The organism is Paenibacillus pasadenensis DSM 19293, assembly GCF_000422485.1.
In the GTDB taxonomy this organism is placed as follows: Bacteria; Bacillota; Bacilli; order Paenibacillales; family Paenibacillaceae; genus Paenibacillus_O; species Paenibacillus_O pasadenensis.
In genome coordinates, this window is the sequence record NZ_KE383861.1 from 36,383 (window position 1) to 51,951 (window position 15,569).

Genomic DNA, 15,569 nt, shown 5'->3' on the forward strand with positions numbered 1-15,569 from the left:
GAGGCTCTCCGCATGCCGCTGCACATTCTCGACCGTCTCGACCATCCTCTCTGGCCCGCCGCGCGGGCCATCTACGAACGCTCCTTCCCGCCTCACGGGCGCAAGCCGGAGGCGCTGCTGCGCCGCATGCTGGAGCGCGGCCAGGGGTATGTGTTCGTGCTGGCACACGAGGACTCGCAGGCGCGCCTTCCCCCGGCAGCCGCGATGGCGCTAGCCGGCCCGGGCGGGAGCGGGCTTATCGTCGACTACCTCGCCGTCGACCCGGCGCTGCGCGGGCAGGGACTCGGCAGCCGGCTGCTGGACGAGCTGGAGCTCTGGGCGCTGGAGCGGACGTCCGCGAGCGCGCTCGTCATCGAGACGGAGGCCGGAGCAGGCAAAAAGAACGAGGGTCGACGCGTATTTTGGGAGCAAGCCGGCTTTATTGCCCCGGACGGGTATGTGCATCGCTACATCTGGGTGCCGGAGCCGTATGCGGCGATGTACCGGCCGCTGCCCGGACGCGAAGGCGGCCTGCTGCCTCCTCCAAGCGGCAGGCAGCTGTTCCACTGGATAGAGGGATTTCATGCTCGGGCCTACCGCGGGTTCCGCGAGGAGGAGTAGACGAGGCTTTAGCCGGCGGGCTGGGCAGCCGAGCCGGGCAAGTCGAGTCGGGGGCGTCGGGCTGGGGCTGTCCGGCTGGGGCCGTCGGGCTGGGGCATTCCGACTGGGGCATTCCGGCTGGGGCCGTCGGGCTGGGACCGTCGGGCTGGGGCCGGCGGGCTGGGCAGCCGAGCTGGGCAAGTCGAGTCGGGGCAGTCCGGATAGGGCAGTCCGGATGGGGCCGTCGGGCTGGGGCAGTCCGGCTGCTCAGAGGCCTCGGCAAAGAGCCGCTCTTTGGCCTGGAAAGGGACGTCGCCGGCAGGCTTGTCAGGCATCCGCTTCACCGTGAATTCTAACGACGCGTCATCTCGTTAGACGCCATAAAACAGACCTTCGAAAAACGTAACGACTCCTCAACTTGTTAAAATCGAATTCGGGCCCAGAATCAGAGCGAAATAGACCTGACTTGGCGTCTAACGAGCTGATTCGTCGCAAGAAATCGCGAAACCCTCTCAAACCTCTTCTTACGATCTGATTCGTCGTTAGGCAAGCTCATGCTTGACGCCAGGCGGTCCAGATTGGCCCTGAGCCCCTGTCGCCCGCCTTCTGGCACGACAACAAAAAGAGGCTGACCGGAGACATCCACCTCGGTGGACGTTCCGGCCAGCCTCTTTGCATGCGGTGCAGCAGCGCCATGCTCGGCACTGGCGGGCAATCCGTCAGCTGCCAGCTGCTCAGGCAGCGCAAGCTGAGCCGCAGCTCCCGAGCTTGCGTTGCATCGGCAGCACTTGCGATACATCAGCAACGCCCGCGCTTGCGTTGCATCGGCGGCACTTGCGATACATCAACAACGCCCGCGCTTGCGTTGCATCCGCAGCGCCTGCCGCTTCCCCTGGCTTCGCCGCTCTACCCGTTATCCCGGCTCCCGCCGCTCCATCATCCGGCTCCCGCCGGTCACCCTGGTCCGGCATCCGGCTCCCGCTGCCGGTCATGCCGCTCCATCATCCGGCCGCCGGCCGGTCGCCCTGGTCCGTCAGCCGACGCGCCTCCGGCCGGTCCTGCTACTCCGCCAGATGATCCTTGAGCGCCTGCGGCGAATGCTCCCACCACTCGGCGTTGTGGGAGATCAGCAGCTCGCGCAGCACGGCCTTCTCCTCCGCCGACAGCTCGTCCAGCACGAAGCGGCGCTTGATCGCATAGTCGAGGTTGTTGACATGCTGGGCGAGAATCTTCCAGCCGCGGCGCGCCTCGGTGTCGACGAGCATCGGACAGGCGGTCGCTCCCGCATAGAAGGAGCCCTCCTCGTCGCGGTCGACCGCGACCCAGACGATCCACACCGGACGGCCGTTCGGCACGTTCGCCTTGTCGGGGCTGAACTTGATCCCCTTCTCCACCTTGCTCTTGGCGTGCATCGCGCCGTTGTCGATGTAAGCCTCTCCGCCGTCGATGATGACGGAGGAGACGCGGCTGAGGTCGATCGTGCCCGCGCCGAAGCCGCGATGCTCCTTGTTGCTGACGACGTTCAGCGACAGCGAGCGCTTGCCCTTGGCCGGCTGCGCGTCCGCGGCCGGCGTTCCTTGCGCGCCGTCCGGACGGCCTGCTCCGGCATCGCCCTCCGCAGACGCCGCTTCCGCCGCGCCCTCCGGACGCTTCGCTTCCTTATTCTCTTCCATGCCCCGCTCCCTTCCATGACTTTCCGTGTCCAAAGACAAGCCATCTATGGTCCGAGCCCCCGCCCGCACGCCGCTCCCGGCGTACAAGCAGGGGCTTGTATTCGATATTTTTCATTTTAGCTAATAATCCGGCAAAAGCAAACATATAGATGGCTTACAAGCTTGTCAACGGGAGGGAACCGGTTCATGACCTGTCGCCGATCATACAAACCTTTTCTGCATGCAGCCCTGCTGCTCGCCCTCTTGCCGCTGCCGTGGGCCGGAACGGGACTGGCCTACGCGGAGCCTGCCGCCGGACAGGCCGCCACGCCCGCAGTCGAAGCCTCCCCGGCTCCCGCCCCCGTGTCGCAGCCGCTGTCCCAGCGCGTCACGGACTACCAGATCCAGGTCAAGCTGAGCGGCAAGACGCTGACCGGCACCGAGACCGTCACGTGGAAAAATCCCGGCAAGAAGACCGTGTCGGACATGTACCTTCATCTGTATCCGAACGCCTTTCTGTCGGACGAGACGACGTTCATGAAGGAGTCGGGCGGACGGCTCCGCGAGGACAAGGCGACCGAGGCGAGCCGCGGCTACATGCGGCTGGAGTCGCTCAAGACCGAGGACGGCGCGAGCCTGATGCCGCGCGTGCACTTCGTCCAGCCGGACGACGGCAACGAGAGCGACTACACGCTGGCCAAGCTCAAGCTCCCGCAGCCGGTCGCGCCCGGCGAGGAAGTGACGCTGCACATCGGCTTCAGCGTCGGCCTGCCGGAGGTGTTCGCGCGCATGGGCTACTCCGGCAGCTTCGTCATGGCCGGCCAGTGGTTCCCGAAGATCGCCGCCTACAACACCGCGTCCGGCTCGCGCCCCGAGGGCTGGAACGCCCATCAGTACCACGGCAACTCCGAGTTCTACAGCGACTTCGGCCTCTACTCGGTCAAGATCGACGTGCCGGCCGGCTACAAGGTGGCGGCGACCGGCGTGCAGACGAAGCCCGCCGAGGCGTCCAAGGACGGCCAGACGTTCACGTTCTACGCCGAGGACGTGCATGACTTCGCCTGGTCGGCCTCGCCGGACTTCCTCTACAGCGAGGAGGCGTTCTCCGCGCCGGGCGTGCCCGGCGTGCGCATCAAGCTTTACCTCGACCCGCTCCACAAGAAGCTGGCCGAGCGCTACATGCATGCGGCCAAGTCGGCTCTCGCCAAGTACTCGCAGTGGTACGGCGCCTATCCCTACAGCACGCTGTCGATCGTCGTCCCTCCCGCGGCCGCGAACGGCGCCGGAGGCATGGAATATCCGACCCTCGTGACCGCCTTCGGCGCCGAGACGGACAATCCCGGCTACAGCCTCGAGCGCACCGTCGTGCATGAGATCGGGCATCAGTACTGGTACGGCATGGTCGCGTCCAATGAATTCGAGGAAGCCTGGCTCGACGAGGGCTTCACCTCCTACTCGGAGGACAAGATCATGGAAAGCGAGTACGGCGTCGAGCCGCGCACCGCGCTGGAGGCGAGCTACGTCACCGATCCCGCTCCGCTCAAGCTGCTGTCCTGGTCGTACGGCTCCCATGGCCGCTACGCCGACAACGTCTACAGCCGGGCGAAGCTCGTGCTGACCGGCATCGAGCAGCGGACGGGACCGACGATGATGAACAAGATCCTGCGGACGTATTTCAACCAGTACAAATTCAAGCATCCGACGACGGCCGACTTCAAGCGGGTCGTGGAGCAGGTGACCAAGGACAGCTGGGACGACTACTTCAGCCAGTTCGTCTATGGCGGCCAGACGGCCGACTACGCGGTCGACTCGATCCGCGTCTCCCCGCTGGAAAGCGGCGGCGGCAAGCCCGGCTACGAGTCGCAGGTCGTCATCCGCCGCCTCGACGGCGTATACGGCCCGGTGAACATCCGCTTCCGCTTCGCCGACGGACGAACGATCGAGCGCATGTGGGACGGCGTGGAGGCCGACACGAGCTTCAAGCTGACCTCCTCCTCCCCGCTGCTGTGGGCGGCGGTCGATCCGGATCGGCTCAACGTGCTGGACAACCGGCAGATCAACAACTTCCTGCGCGCCGAGGCGCCGGCGGACCAGCGGGTGCGGATCAGCCTCGGCATCGTCAAGGCGCTGGAATGGCTCGCAGGAGCGTTCGCCTGGTGAGGGCGGCGGAAGAAAGGAGCGTGATCCCGTGTCCACCTATCTCAAGCAAGGCTGGGGGCTGACTGTCAAGCATCTGCCGATCGCCGCCTTCCTGTTCCTGTACCGGCTGCTGTGGGGCTTCTTCCTGTACCGGCTCGTCGACTCCGTCGTGCGCCCGCTCGTGCAGCGCTATCCCGGGGCGGACGGAGCCGCCTCCGGCGCAGACGCGATCTTCTGGGCGGAGTCGCAGTTCCGGCTGCTCAAGACGGATCTGGCCCATCCGTATCTATGGCTGCTGGGCGGACTGCTGCTCGCCCGCCTGCTGCTCGGTCCGCTGCTGAGCGCCGGACTCGCCTACTCCGTGCGGCATGCCGCGGAGTCCGGAGCCGAAGGAGGCACGCGCTTCCTCGAGGGCATCCGCGTCTGCTGGAAGCCGTTCATCCTGCTCGCTGCCGCCGAGCTGACGCTCGCGCTCGCTCCGGCCGTCTGGCTTGCGCGGGAGGGCTTCCAACGCTTCCAGCACTACAGCTCGCTGCCGCAGCTGGCCGCGGACGCGCTGCCCTGGGCCGGAGCGTGGCTGCTCTGGATCGGACTGCTCCATGTGCTGATCCTCAGCCTGCAGTTCGGCGCGGCAAGCGGCCTGGGCGCAGGGGCGAGCTTCCGCCAGGCGCTGCGCCGCCTGCTGCCGCTGGCAGGCGTCAGCCTCGTCCTGCTGCTGCTGTCGGGCCTGCTGCAAGCCGGCGTCAGCGCTGGGGCGATGGCCTGGGCCGGCCTTGCCGCCATCGTCATCCAGCAAGGGTATCATTTCGTCCGCACGCTGATCGACGTCTGGATCCTCTCCGCGCAGTACAGCTGCTGGTCCGACAAGCCAGATGCCGGAGGACGTCAGGTTAGTTGACAAATCCGAATGTCCATCCTATAATTGTGTAAATTCTCTGACAATTTTGTCTTGTTTTTCGGACCCGAATGCGGTGTATATAACATCCAGGCCGGCCGCGCAGCGCCGCCCCGGCACCGCCCCGCGAACACCAAACCTTCATCTGCCGATGATCGTACGATCATCATCCGCAGCTTTAATGGAGCATAGAAGCCATCGAATGCAGGACATGCTAGAGGAGAGTTTCATTTTAGAGAGAGAGGAAAGATTGACCATGACCGAAAAAATCTACGCCTACTACGAGCAGCTGCATCAAGCGACCGGCGATCTGCTGGACCGCGCCGGCGCCTACCGGAACGCGCAGGAGCTGGAAGCCCTGCAGAGCGAGCACGCCCGCCTGCGCCCGGAAGGGCTCGATCTCAGCGAGGCCGCGCTGACCCGCCTGATGGGCATGCGCACGAAGCTGCTCACGTTGATGGAAAACTCGCTGTACACGGCCTGATCCCCCGATTCGGATCGCTCCGGCGCGAACGACGCGCCGACCGCAAAAGCGCCCCTCGCGGGGGGCGCTTTTTTTCGATGCGGCAGAGCCGAAGCGGCCCGCCGGCAGAGGCGTCGATTCGACTCGAGCCCCCGAAGCAAGCGCTGTCATTTGTCTCTTTCAACATGAGAATTATGAGAAAATGTCGGGAAAGGGAGGAAAATAGCTTAAAGAAAAGAATACCACTTCCAGAAGCAGTTCAAACATGCCGAGTTCCATGACTATGGAAACGGGGGAACCATCTCAGGGTGAATTGATTTCGCCCTCCTCGCCGCAAGGCAGGAAGGCCGAGAAATCATAGGGAACCTTCAACCGAACCCCACAGCTAACCTCGTAGGCTCTGGAAGGAGCACTTCAGCTTTGAAGAAGAAAGCCGCAGCAATCGCACTCGGACTTGCCCTGCTGTTCTCGGCAGGCGCGCAAAGCGCATCGGCAGGATCCAAAATGGACGGCGTCATCAGCGACGTCATCGGCACGCCGTACAAGTCGGCGGGCACCACCTCGAAAGGCTTCGACTGCTCGGGCTTCACGTCCTACGTGTTCAAGCAGTTCAAGATCACGCTCCCCCACTCGTCCGCGGCTCAATCGGCCATGGGCAAGAAGGTCGCCAAAGACGACCTGAAGGCGGGAGATCTCGTGTTCTTCAATACGAGCGGCAAGGGCGTCTCCCATGTGGGCGTCTACGTCGGCGACGGCAAGTTCGCTCACGCTTCCTCAAGCCGAGGCGTGACGATCAGCGAGCTGAGCGAGTCCTACTACGCCAAGCGCTATATGTCCGCCCGCCGCGTCATGGACGACAAGACGTTCGAGAAGTACGCGGACGACGCTGCCGACCAGCCGGACGGCGGTCCGGACGTCGATTAAAAGCCTTTCGAAGCCGGACGAGCAGACCGCAGCAAGCCTCCCCTCGGAGCGCCTGCTGCGGTTTGTTTGCATTCCGGCAGGGTAGTACGGAAAGAGCATGATCGGCCGCGGCCGATCCAAGGAGGCAAGGACATGTATCTGTTCATCCACCGCAAGGATCTCCGAGCGGGCGATCTGCGCGCGTTCGACTACGCCGCCAGCCTCGGCATGCCGGGCATCCATGCGCTGATCCTCGATCCGGCGCAGCTCGGGAACGGCCGCGCCGAGTCCCATCCCGGACGGCATTTCCTGCGGGCAGCCGGGATGCTGCAGCGGGATTATGCGGCGCAAGGGGCCGAGCTGCAGCTGCTGCACGGCGATCCCGCCGACGTGCTGGACGACCTGCTCGAGCGGGAGCCGATCCGCGAGGTCGTCGTCACCGCCGACCATACGCCTTATGCGCGGCGGCGGGACGAGCGGCTCGCCGCCGTCTGCCGCAGCCGGGGCGTGCGCTGGACGGCGCTGGAGGACGTGCCTCTCGCCGATCTGGACGCGTTCCAGGAGCAGACGGGAAGAAAAGAGCCGTACCGCGTGTTCACGCCGTTCTACCGGGCGTGGAACGGTTATGTCCGCTCGCGGCTCGCGCCGCCTCCGGCCGTCGCTGCCGGCGGCCTGCCGACCGCCCGGCTCTCCGGCGGCGGCAGCTGGAGCGTGCCGGGCGAGCTGATCGGACTGCTCGCGGCCGCCGTGCCGGAGGACGAGCGCCCCGAGCGGCAGCTGGAGCGGTTCCTCGGCGGCAGCCTGCAGGCGTACGAGGAGCTGCGCGACCGCTACGCGCTGGATGCCGGGAGCGGCCTCTCGCGCTGGCTGAACGTCGGCGCGCTGTCGGCCCAGCGCGCCTACGGCCTCGCTCTGGATGCCGCCCGGACCGAGGACGGGCGCGAGCCGCTTGCCTTCGGCGGAGCGGCCGGCTGGCGGGCGGACGCCGCGAGCCAGCTCGAGCTGGCGCTGCCGGGCAGCGGCGAAGGCCCTGGCTCCGCGCCGCGCGATCCGTCGGCCGCGGCGGCGCGCTCCGGCGCGGAGAGCTGGATCCGCCAGCTCGCCTGGCGGGAGTTCTACCTGTACCAGGCGCGGTTCGACGCGGACTTTTTCCGCTATGAGGAGCAGGTCGACCTGTCCGGCCTGACGGAGCGGCATGCGGAGGCATGGCGGCAAGGCCGCACCGGCATCCCGCTCATCGACGCGGCGATGACGCAGCTGCGGACGACCGGCGAGCTGCCGAACCGGCTGCGCATGATCGCGGCGATGTTCCTGTGCAAAAACCTGCTGGCGCCGTTCACGGCGGGAGAGCGATGGTTCCGCGAGCAGCTGCTCGACTACGACGCTACGCTGAACCGCGGCGGCTGGCTGTGGAGCAGCTCGCTCGGCTTCGACGCCGCTCCGTACTTCCGCATCATGAATCCGGTCGTCCAGTCCAAGCGCTGGGATCCGGACGGCGCCTACATCCGGCGCTGGCTGCCCGAGCGGGCCGGATGGTCCGCCGCCGCCGTGCACGAGCCTTCGCCGCAGGCGGTCGTCGACCTCAAGGCGTCGCGCGCCCGCGCCATCGAGACGTACAAGCGGCTGCTCGCGAAGCCTTCCCGCCCGCTCGATCGTCTTCATTAGAACATAGACAAGGCGCAACCAAGACTACGCCAGCGAAGGAGACGCACATGGGAATGCCTCGACCGACACACGCCCCCGCCCGGGCAGACGCCCGCGCCGCCGTCCGGCGCAAGCCGCGGCGCAAGCGGAGCCCGCTGGGCGGGCTGCTCATCGTCGCCGGACTGGCCGCCGGGACGCTCGCCCTGCTCAAGCTGGAGCTGCCGCGGGCGTTCGACAAGATCGTGCCGCAAGGCCTGTACCGCGACGTGCCGCCCGTCGCCGGCCTGCATCCCGAAGTGCGGGCGGCGAGCGAGCGGCTCGCCGCCCAGGCGAAGGCCGCCGGCATCGCCGTCGTGTTCACCGACGGCTTCCGCAGCGAGGCCGAGCAGGACGAGATCTACGCCCAGGGACGGGATCGCGAGGGCCGCATCGTCACCCATGCCAAGGGCGGCGAGTCGTTCCACAACTACGGGCTCGCGATCGACTTCGCCCTGAAGGACCGCTCCGGCGACATCATCTGGGACATGGAGTACGACGGCAACAAAAACGGCCGGGCCGACTGGCTTGAGGTCGCCGACATGGCCAAGCGGCTCGGCTTCAGCTGGGGCGGCGACTGGGAAGGCTTCAAGGACAACCCTCATCTGCAGATGGATTTCGGCTACTCGATCCGCGAGCTGCAGCTCGGCAACCGTCCGGACGGCTCGCTGCTCGCAGACGGCACGGCGAGCGGGCCGCCAGAGAAGACGGAATAATTTACAAATAAACTATTTGCCGATAAACATCCCCGCATAAAGCCCTCTTAAGATAACGGATGAGCACTCGTTCATACCTAATTCTCTTGGGAGGGTTTTTTGAGATGAGAAAATCAAGCAAGACGAGCCGCATCCTGCTCGGGGCGATGCTGGCCGCCGCGACGGCCGTCGGCGGAGCCGGACTCGCCGAGCTCGGCCCGCAGCCCGCCGCGGCCGCGGAAGCTGCGGAGACGGCGAATGCCGCCGCCCCGTCCATCTACATTGCCCCGATCCACCAGGCCAAGTTCCTCGCCGGCGCGAAGTTCGATTTCCGCGTCGAGCTGAACGACTGGACGGGCGACGCCTCGGCCGTCCGCATCACGATCAACGGCAAGGGCCCCGAAGCCGTCTTCGGCAAAAAGCTCGAGCTGACCTCCACCGCCAAGAGCCGCGAATTCACCGTCCGCGACGTCTCCTTCCCCAAGGCCGGACCCGTCTCCGTCTCCGTCCAGGCCGGCAGCCTGAAGCGCACCGTGCAGTATGAAGTCGTGAATACGGAGCAGGCCGGCCGCAAGGCGAAAAATGTCATCCTGTTCGTCGGCGACGGCATGGCCCAGCCGAGCATTACGATCGCCCGCGTCATGTCCAAGGGACTGACCGAGGGCAAGTACAACGGCCTGCTCGAGCTGGACAAGCTGGAGCAGCGCGCCGTCGTGACGACGTCGGGCATGGACTCCCTCGTCACCGACTCCGCCAACAGCGCGAGCGCCTACAACACCGGCCACAAATCGGCGGTGAACGCGCTCGGCATCTACCCCGACAATACGGAGAACTCGCTCGACGATCCGAAGGTCGAGACGCTGGCCGAGATGCTCAAGCGCTCGCGCGGCATGTCCGTCGGCATCGTGACGACGTCCGAGATCGAGGACGCCACGCCGGCCGCGGTCGTCTCCCATACGCGCCGCCGCGCCGACAAGGCCGAGATCGCCGACATGATGCTGCAGCTGCAGCCGGAGGTCGTGATGGGCGGAGGCTCGGCGTACTTCCTGCCGAAGTCCGTGCCGGGCTCCAAGCGCAAGGACGAGAAGGACCTGATCGGCGGCTTTGAAAAGGCGGGCTATACGTTCGTCGAGAGCGCGGCCGGCCTGAAAAGCTCCGGCACGCCGGACAAGCTGCTCGGCCTGTTCCATACCGGCGACATGAATGTGTACTACGACCGCTCCACGGGCAACGCGGCGGCGCTCAAGTCGTTCACCGACCAGCCGACGCTCTGGGACATGACGAAAAAGGCGATCGACGTGCTGAAGAAGAACGACAACGGCTTCTTCCTCGTCGTCGAGGGCGCGAGCATCGACAAGCAGCTGCACACGATGGACTGGGAGCGCTCCGCCTACGACACGATCGAGATGGACAAGGCGATCGGCCTCGCCCGCGCCTATGCCGACGCCAGCGGCGACACGCTCGTCGTGGCGACGGCCGACCATGCCCACTCCACGAGCATCGCCGGCACATACTGGGAAGGCGACGGCAAGACCGGCCGCGAGGCGGTGCGCACGTACGAGCAGTCGAAGTTCCCGACGTACGTCGATGCCGACAAGGACGGCTTCCCGGACTCGCCGGACGTGGACCGCAAGCTGGCCGTCGTCTTCGGCGCGACGCCGGACTACTATGAGGACTACAAGTTCAGCGCCGTGCCGCAGGCTCCGGCCGTGCTGTCGGGCGACGCCTACATCGCCAATCCCGGCACGCTCGCCGATCCGAAGGCCGAGGACAAGGACAAGTACCTGCACACCGGCACGCTGCCGAAGTCCGAGGGCACCGAGGTGCATTCGGCCGACGACGTTCCGCTGATGGCGCATGGTCCCGGAGCGGAGTACTTCAAGGGCACGCTCGACAATACCGACGTATTCTTCGGCATGGCCCAGGCGCTCGGGCTGCGCCTCGACGGCAGCAAGCTCGACGCCAAGCAGAACTGGATCGAGCTGGACGGGTTCCTGCGCTCGTTCGGCGGCAGCCGCACATACGATGCCAAAACGGCCGTCTCGACCGTCAAGGCCGACGGAACGACGCTCGTGCTCGATCACGGAAAAGGCATCGCCAAAAAGGGCAGCCAGACGGTTCCCCTGAAGTTCAAGACCGAGAACGGCAAATTGATCGTCTCCAGCGACTCGCTGCTGGCTTCCCTCAGCCGATGAGGAGCCGCAGCGCAGTGCTTGGCGCCTGCAGCCTCGTGCCGCGCCGCGCCTCCGCCATCGTGGCGGGGCTCGCGGCGGCCGGGCTGCTGCTGGGCGGCTGCGGAGCCCCGGCTCTCCCTCTAGAGGGAGAGCCGATGGCCGTTGCCGGGGCGCAGCCGGGCGCAGCCGGCGAGCCGCAGGCTGCGGCGGCGCAGAGCGGAGACGGCTCGCTCGCGGCGGGCGGCGAGGTGCGCGGCAGCGAGGCGCGCGGCGGCGCGAACGGCTCTGAGGCGGCAGCGGCGCCGGCAGCGGCCGGAGCGGCAGCGGCGGGCAGCGAAGCGGCTGGAGCGGGCGGCGAGGCGGCCGCGAGCGGCTCCTCCGCAGACGCTTCGCCGAATGGCGGAGCCTCGGCGCCGGGCGCCTCGGCGAAGCCGGCGGCCAGCGCTTCGCCGGACGCTCCGTCCGCCGCGAGCGCCGCTCCTGCGGGCACGGCGTCGAAGCCGTCGCCGCACGCCGCCGCGAGTGGCGCGCCGGCTGCCGCTCCCGCCTCGGCGGGAGCGGCTTCCGCTTCGCCCGCAGCCCCTTCCTCCGTCCCGTCTTTCGCTCCGTCGCAGGCTCCGGCCATGTCCGCCTCGCCGACTGCAAGCCCGCTGCGGACCGCTGCTCCTTCTCCTGCCGTCAAGCCAACGGTTCGGCAGAGCCTGGACGGCCCGGCGACGATCCGCTTCTCCGAGCTGTACGGCAAGGAGAGCGTGCGCGGCCTCGCCTTCTCCGACAAGCTCAAGGAGCTGGACGGCATGAAGGTGGAAATGACCGGCTACATGGCTCCTCCGCTGACGGCGACCGTCCGCTTTTTCGTCCTCACCCGCATCCCGCTGGCCGTCTGTCCGTTCTGCTCCTCGGATGCGGACTGGCCGTCGGACATCGTCGTCATCCAGCTGCCCGAGGGCAAGGAGCTGACTCCGACCGAGCATCAGGTGAAGGTGACCGGGACACTCAGCATCGGCTCGCAGACCGACGAGGAGACCGGCTTCGTCAGCCTAATCCGCATCGTCGCCGACAAGACGGAGGTGCTGTCATGACGCTGCTTCGCCTGGAGAATGTCGTCAAGCGCTACCGCGCTCCGGACGGAACGGAGCTGACCGTGCTGGAGGTGCCCTGGTGGGAGCTCGATCGAGGCGAGCGCGTGGCGCTCGTCGGTCCGAGCGGGTCCGGCAAGAGCACGCTGCTCCATCTGCTGTGCGGCATCGTCCGTCCGAGCTCCGGCTCGATCACGCTGCTCGGCGAGCGGCTGGAGACGATGAAGGAAAGCGCGCTCGACCGCCTGCGCGCCTCCCAGGTCGGCTATGTCCACCAAAGCTTTCAGCTGCTGCCCGGCTTCACCGCGCTGGAGAACGTGCTTGCCGCGGCCGCCTTCGGCAGCTCCCTGAGCAAGCGGCGGCAGCGCGAGCGCGCGGCCGAGCTGCTCGAGCGGGCCGGTCTCGGCGACCGCCTGGACCATCTGCCCCGCCAGCTCAGCCAGGGCCAGCAGCAGCGCGTCGCGATCGCCCGCGCGCTCGTCAACGAGCCGGCGCTGCTGCTGGCGGACGAGCCGACGGCGAGCCTCGATCCCGAGACGGCGGCCCGCGTCATGGAGCTGCTGATCGGCTCGGCCGCCGCTTCCGGAGCGGCGCTGCTGCTGTGCACGCACGATCCGGAGATGGCCGCGCGCATGGAGCGGTCCGTATCCATCAAGGAGCTGGCGGCGCGGCCCGCCGCCGTTCGGCTCGCCTGACGGACTCTGGTGCGCGGAGCCGCTGCAGACCGCGATCTGGCCCGCATGGAGCGTCTGGAGACCGCGCGCCGTTCGCTGCGCTCCGTCCTCGCCTGCGCGGTTCGCCGGAAGGACAGGACAGCGACATGCGGCCCCTTCCGGCCTCCACGCATCGCCTCATCCTTTCGACCGCATAAGGAGGTCCGATCGACATGTCCCTCTTCTCCATGGCCTGGCGCGGCCTGATGGCCCGCCGGGCGCAGACGCTGATTACCGCCGCCGTCGTCATGATCGGCCTGTCGGTGACGCTCGCCGTGCTCCTGCTCTCCAGCGGAGCGCGGCAAGGCATCGAGCGGGCGAGCGAGCCGTTCGGGCTGCTCATCGGCTCCAAGGGCAGCGCCAACCAGCTCGTATTCAATACGATTTTCCTCATGGACAAACCGCTGGCCAACCTGAGCTATGCCTACTACGAACGTCTCGCCGCCGATCCCGAGATTCGGACGGCCGTGCCGTTCGCGCTCGGCGACCAGTACCGGGGCCGCAGGCTCGTCGGCACGACGCCGGCCTTTTTCGGCCTGAGCGCCCGGCCGGCCGATCCGCCTTATTTCAAGCTGCGCGAGGGCCGGCTGTTCGACCAGCCGTTCGAGGCGGTCGTCGGCGCGGAAGTCGCCGCCCGCGACGGCTTGCGCATCGGCGACACGTTCGTGTCGGAGCATGGCGTCGCGGCATCGGCCGAACCGGACGAGCACGGCGAGCATCCGTATACGGTCGTCGGCATCCTGGAGCGGCTGCACGCCCCGTCCGATCAGGGCATCTACGTGAGCATGGAAAGCTATTGGCAAAGCCATGATCATGGCGCGGACGAGGCGGCGGCAGGCGGCGAGGCTCATGTGGTCGAGAATGCCGTTGGCGGCGGCGAGGCCCATGCGGACGAGTCGCCGGAAGACGAGGCGGCTCACGGCGTGACAGCGATCCTCGTCAAGCCGAACAGCTACATCGGCCTGATGAAGCTGTACCAGCAGACGAACGCCGGCGAGGAAGCGCAGGCCGTCCTGCCCGGCCAGACGCTCGCCATGCTGTTCGACATGATGGGCAGCGGGGAGCAGGCGCTGCGCGGCATCGGCTGGGTGCTGCTCGGCATGGCCGGCCTGACCGTATGCCTCTCGCTGTACAGCTCGGCGGTCGAGCGCAGGCGCAGCGTCGCTATCCTGCGCTCGCTCGGAGCCGGGCGGCGGCAGGTGATGGCCATCGTGCTGCTCGAATCCGCGCTCATGACCGGGCTCGGCTGCGCGCTCGGCGTGCTCGGCGCCTACGGGCTCGCTGCCGCGCTGGCCGGCTACGCCCGCTCTCACGTATCCATCGCTTTACCCTTGGGCTTCGACTGGTCCTCGATCGGCCTCGCGGCGCTCGTACTCGCCGCCGGCATCGTATCCGGCCTCGCTCCCGCCATCGGAGCTTACCGGACCGAGACGGCCCGCCACCTGAGTCCATCCTGACCGCCAAGCGAAAGCCCGCGAGCAAGGGCGTTTTTGTCCTTGCTCGCGGGCTTTCGCACGGGCTGGCGCTCCGGCCGCTGCCAGCTCGGACCTGCTGCTCCGCCAATGCCCGCCACCGTCGTCCTGGCGCGGGCTTTTCGGCCGCATTGCAGCGGCTTTTCGTCTCGGAGCCTTGCGGCCGCTTCCTTTCCCTTCCGCTGACAACGCTCGTCCCCCCGTGCTACACTGGACGGACGATCACGACAGCAGGGAGAGAAGCGAATTGAAGCTCGTATCATGGAACGTCAACGGCCTGCGAGCCTGCGTGAAAAAAGGCTTCGCCGACTACTTCGAGGCGATGGACGCCGACGTCTTCTGCGTGCAGGAGACGAAGCTGCAAGAGGGGCAGATCGAGCTGGAGCACGGCGAGGGCTACCATCTGTTCTGGAATTATGCCGCGCGCAAGGGCTACTCCGGCACGGCGGTCTGGACGCGCAAGCTGCCGCTGTCCGTGCGGTACGGGCTGGAGGACGACTTCGAGGAGGAAGGACGCATCCTGACGCTGGAGTTCGACGGCTGGTACCTCGTCAACGTCTACACGCCCAACTCGCGGCGCGATCTGTCGCGGCTGCCCTACCGGCTGGAATGGGAAGCCCGCATGCTGGCATATCTCAAAGGACTGGACGCCGTCAAGCCGGTCATCCTGTGCGGCGATCTGAACGTCGCCCACCAGGACATCGACCTCAAGAACGCCAAGCCGAACCGCGGCAACTCGGGCTTCACCGACGAGGAGCGGGGCTGCACGAGCGCCTTGCTGGAGAGCGGCTTCACGGACACGTTCCGCCATCTGCATCCGGACCGGACGGACGCCTATACCTGGTGGTCGTTCATGCCCAAGGTGCGGGAGCGGAACATCGGCTGGCGCATCGACTATTTCCTCGTATCGGACCGGCTGCGCCCGCTGCTCGCCGCTGCGGAGATCGACAGCGCGGTGCTCGGCAGCGACCATTGCCCGGTCGTGCTGGAGCTGACGGAGGAGCCGGCCGCAGGTTGAGGCTGAGCCATGAGCGATCGGATGGCTCCGGAGACGGAGCCTTGCGGCCGCGGCCGGCCGCTGGGCGCCGCTCTACCCGAGCTGCTCGGTTTTTCCGCGCAACTCCG

The 15,569-nt window shown here is 67.1% G+C and carries 13 protein-coding genes and 1 riboswitch; of the genes, 12 read left to right on the forward strand and 1 reads right to left on the reverse strand.

Going from position 1 to position 15,569, the window contains the following annotated elements; translation table 11 throughout:
- Positions 1 to 12: 12 nt before the first annotated feature.
- Complete coding sequence (locus H582_RS0124490) at positions 13 to 600, forward strand: GNAT family N-acetyltransferase (protein ID WP_052333642.1); 588 nt, start codon at positions 13 to 15, stop codon at positions 598 to 600.
- Between the two features lie 1,040 nt (positions 601 to 1,640).
- On the opposite strand, the gene H582_RS0124495 is transcribed toward H582_RS0124490, so the two are convergent.
- Positions 1,641 to 2,252, reverse strand: coding sequence for a YwhD family protein (locus H582_RS0124495; protein ID WP_084137594.1), 612 nt, complete (start codon positions 2,250 to 2,252; stop codon positions 1,641 to 1,643).
- Positions 2,253 to 2,438: 186 nt separating this feature from the next.
- Here H582_RS0124495 and H582_RS0124500 point away from each other — a divergent pair, with 186 nt between their 5' ends.
- The 11 genes from H582_RS0124500 (at position 2,439) to H582_RS0124555 (ending at position 15,462) form a co-directional block, all read left to right on the forward strand.
- A complete protein-coding gene (locus tag H582_RS0124500) occupies positions 2,439 to 4,391 on the forward strand; it encodes a M1 family metallopeptidase (RefSeq protein ID WP_028600651.1) in 1,953 nt (650 codons plus the stop codon).
- A gap of 28 nt (positions 4,392 to 4,419) precedes the next feature.
- On the forward strand, positions 4,420 to 5,268 hold the full coding sequence (locus H582_RS29495) for a hypothetical protein (RefSeq protein WP_043112041.1): 849 nt from the start codon (positions 4,420 to 4,422) through the stop codon (positions 5,266 to 5,268).
- Positions 5,269 to 5,521: 253 nt separating this feature from the next.
- Complete coding sequence (locus tag H582_RS0124510) at positions 5,522 to 5,749, forward strand: hypothetical protein (RefSeq protein ID WP_028600652.1); 228 nt, start codon at positions 5,522 to 5,524, stop codon at positions 5,747 to 5,749.
- A gap of 235 nt (positions 5,750 to 5,984) precedes the next feature.
- Positions 5,985 to 6,143: riboswitch (cyclic di-AMP (ydaO/yuaA leader) on the forward strand.
- Between the two features lie 5 nt (positions 6,144 to 6,148).
- Positions 6,149 to 6,652 carry a C40 family peptidase gene (locus H582_RS0124515; RefSeq protein ID WP_028600653.1) on the forward strand — a complete coding sequence of 168 codons (504 nt, stop codon included), beginning with the start codon at positions 6,149 to 6,151 and terminating at the stop codon, positions 6,650 to 6,652.
- 132 nt (positions 6,653 to 6,784) lie between these two features.
- Positions 6,785 to 8,296: a cryptochrome/photolyase family protein gene (locus H582_RS0124520; protein ID WP_028600654.1), complete on the forward strand. Its 1,512-nt coding sequence runs from the start codon at positions 6,785 to 6,787 to the stop codon at positions 8,294 to 8,296.
- 53 nt (positions 8,297 to 8,349) lie between these two features.
- Positions 8,350 to 9,027 carry a M15 family metallopeptidase gene (locus H582_RS29500; protein ID WP_373864129.1) on the forward strand — a complete coding sequence of 226 codons (678 nt, stop codon included), beginning with the start codon at positions 8,350 to 8,352 and terminating at the stop codon, positions 9,025 to 9,027.
- 104 nt (positions 9,028 to 9,131) lie between these two features.
- Positions 9,132 to 11,201 carry an alkaline phosphatase gene (locus tag H582_RS0124530; RefSeq protein WP_028600655.1) on the forward strand — a complete coding sequence of 690 codons (2,070 nt, stop codon included), beginning with the start codon at positions 9,132 to 9,134 and terminating at the stop codon, positions 11,199 to 11,201.
- A gap of 14 nt (positions 11,202 to 11,215) precedes the next feature.
- On the forward strand, positions 11,216 to 12,262 hold the full coding sequence (locus H582_RS32645; RefSeq protein ID WP_156876723.1) for a hypothetical protein: 1,047 nt from the start codon (positions 11,216 to 11,218) through the stop codon (positions 12,260 to 12,262).
- The gene (locus H582_RS0124545; protein ID WP_174817718.1) at positions 12,259 to 12,954 is read left to right on the forward strand and encodes an ABC transporter ATP-binding protein; all 696 of its coding nucleotides are present in this window, start codon (positions 12,259 to 12,261) and stop codon (positions 12,952 to 12,954) included. The genes H582_RS32645 and H582_RS0124545 overlap by 4 nt, the downstream gene beginning before the upstream one ends.
- A gap of 191 nt (positions 12,955 to 13,145) precedes the next feature.
- Positions 13,146 to 14,429 (forward strand): ABC transporter permease, encoded by a 1,284-nt coding sequence (locus H582_RS0124550; protein ID WP_028600658.1) that lies wholly within the window; start codon positions 13,146 to 13,148, stop codon positions 14,427 to 14,429.
- A gap of 262 nt (positions 14,430 to 14,691) precedes the next feature.
- Positions 14,692 to 15,462: an exodeoxyribonuclease III gene (locus H582_RS0124555; protein ID WP_028600659.1), complete on the forward strand. Its 771-nt coding sequence runs from the start codon at positions 14,692 to 14,694 to the stop codon at positions 15,460 to 15,462.
- Positions 15,463 to 15,569: the final 107 nt, after the last annotated feature.

What these genes read in the sequence shown, in the direction of transcription:
- H582_RS0124490 (WP_052333642.1), top strand. Translation starts at nt 13, where the DNA reads ATGCCGCTGCACATTCTCGACCGTCTCGACCATCCTCTCTGGCCCGCC.
- H582_RS0124495 (WP_084137594.1), bottom strand. Translation starts at nt 2,252, where the DNA reads ATGGAAGAGAATAAGGAAGCGAAGCGTCCGGAGGGCGCGGCGGAAGCG.
- H582_RS0124500 (WP_028600651.1), top strand. Translation starts at nt 2,439, where the DNA reads ATGACCTGTCGCCGATCATACAAACCTTTTCTGCATGCAGCCCTGCTG.
- H582_RS0124510 (WP_028600652.1), top strand. Translation starts at nt 5,522, where the DNA reads ATGACCGAAAAAATCTACGCCTACTACGAGCAGCTGCATCAAGCGACC.
- H582_RS0124520 (WP_028600654.1), top strand. Translation starts at nt 6,785, where the DNA reads ATGTATCTGTTCATCCACCGCAAGGATCTCCGAGCGGGCGATCTGCGC.
- H582_RS29500 (WP_373864129.1), top strand. Translation starts at nt 8,350, where the DNA reads ATGCCTCGACCGACACACGCCCCCGCCCGGGCAGACGCCCGCGCCGCC.
- H582_RS0124530 (WP_028600655.1), top strand. Translation starts at nt 9,132, where the DNA reads ATGAGAAAATCAAGCAAGACGAGCCGCATCCTGCTCGGGGCGATGCTG.
- H582_RS0124545 (WP_174817718.1), top strand. Translation starts at nt 12,259, where the DNA reads ATGACGCTGCTTCGCCTGGAGAATGTCGTCAAGCGCTACCGCGCTCCG.
- H582_RS0124550 (WP_028600658.1), top strand. Translation starts at nt 13,146, where the DNA reads ATGTCCCTCTTCTCCATGGCCTGGCGCGGCCTGATGGCCCGCCGGGCG.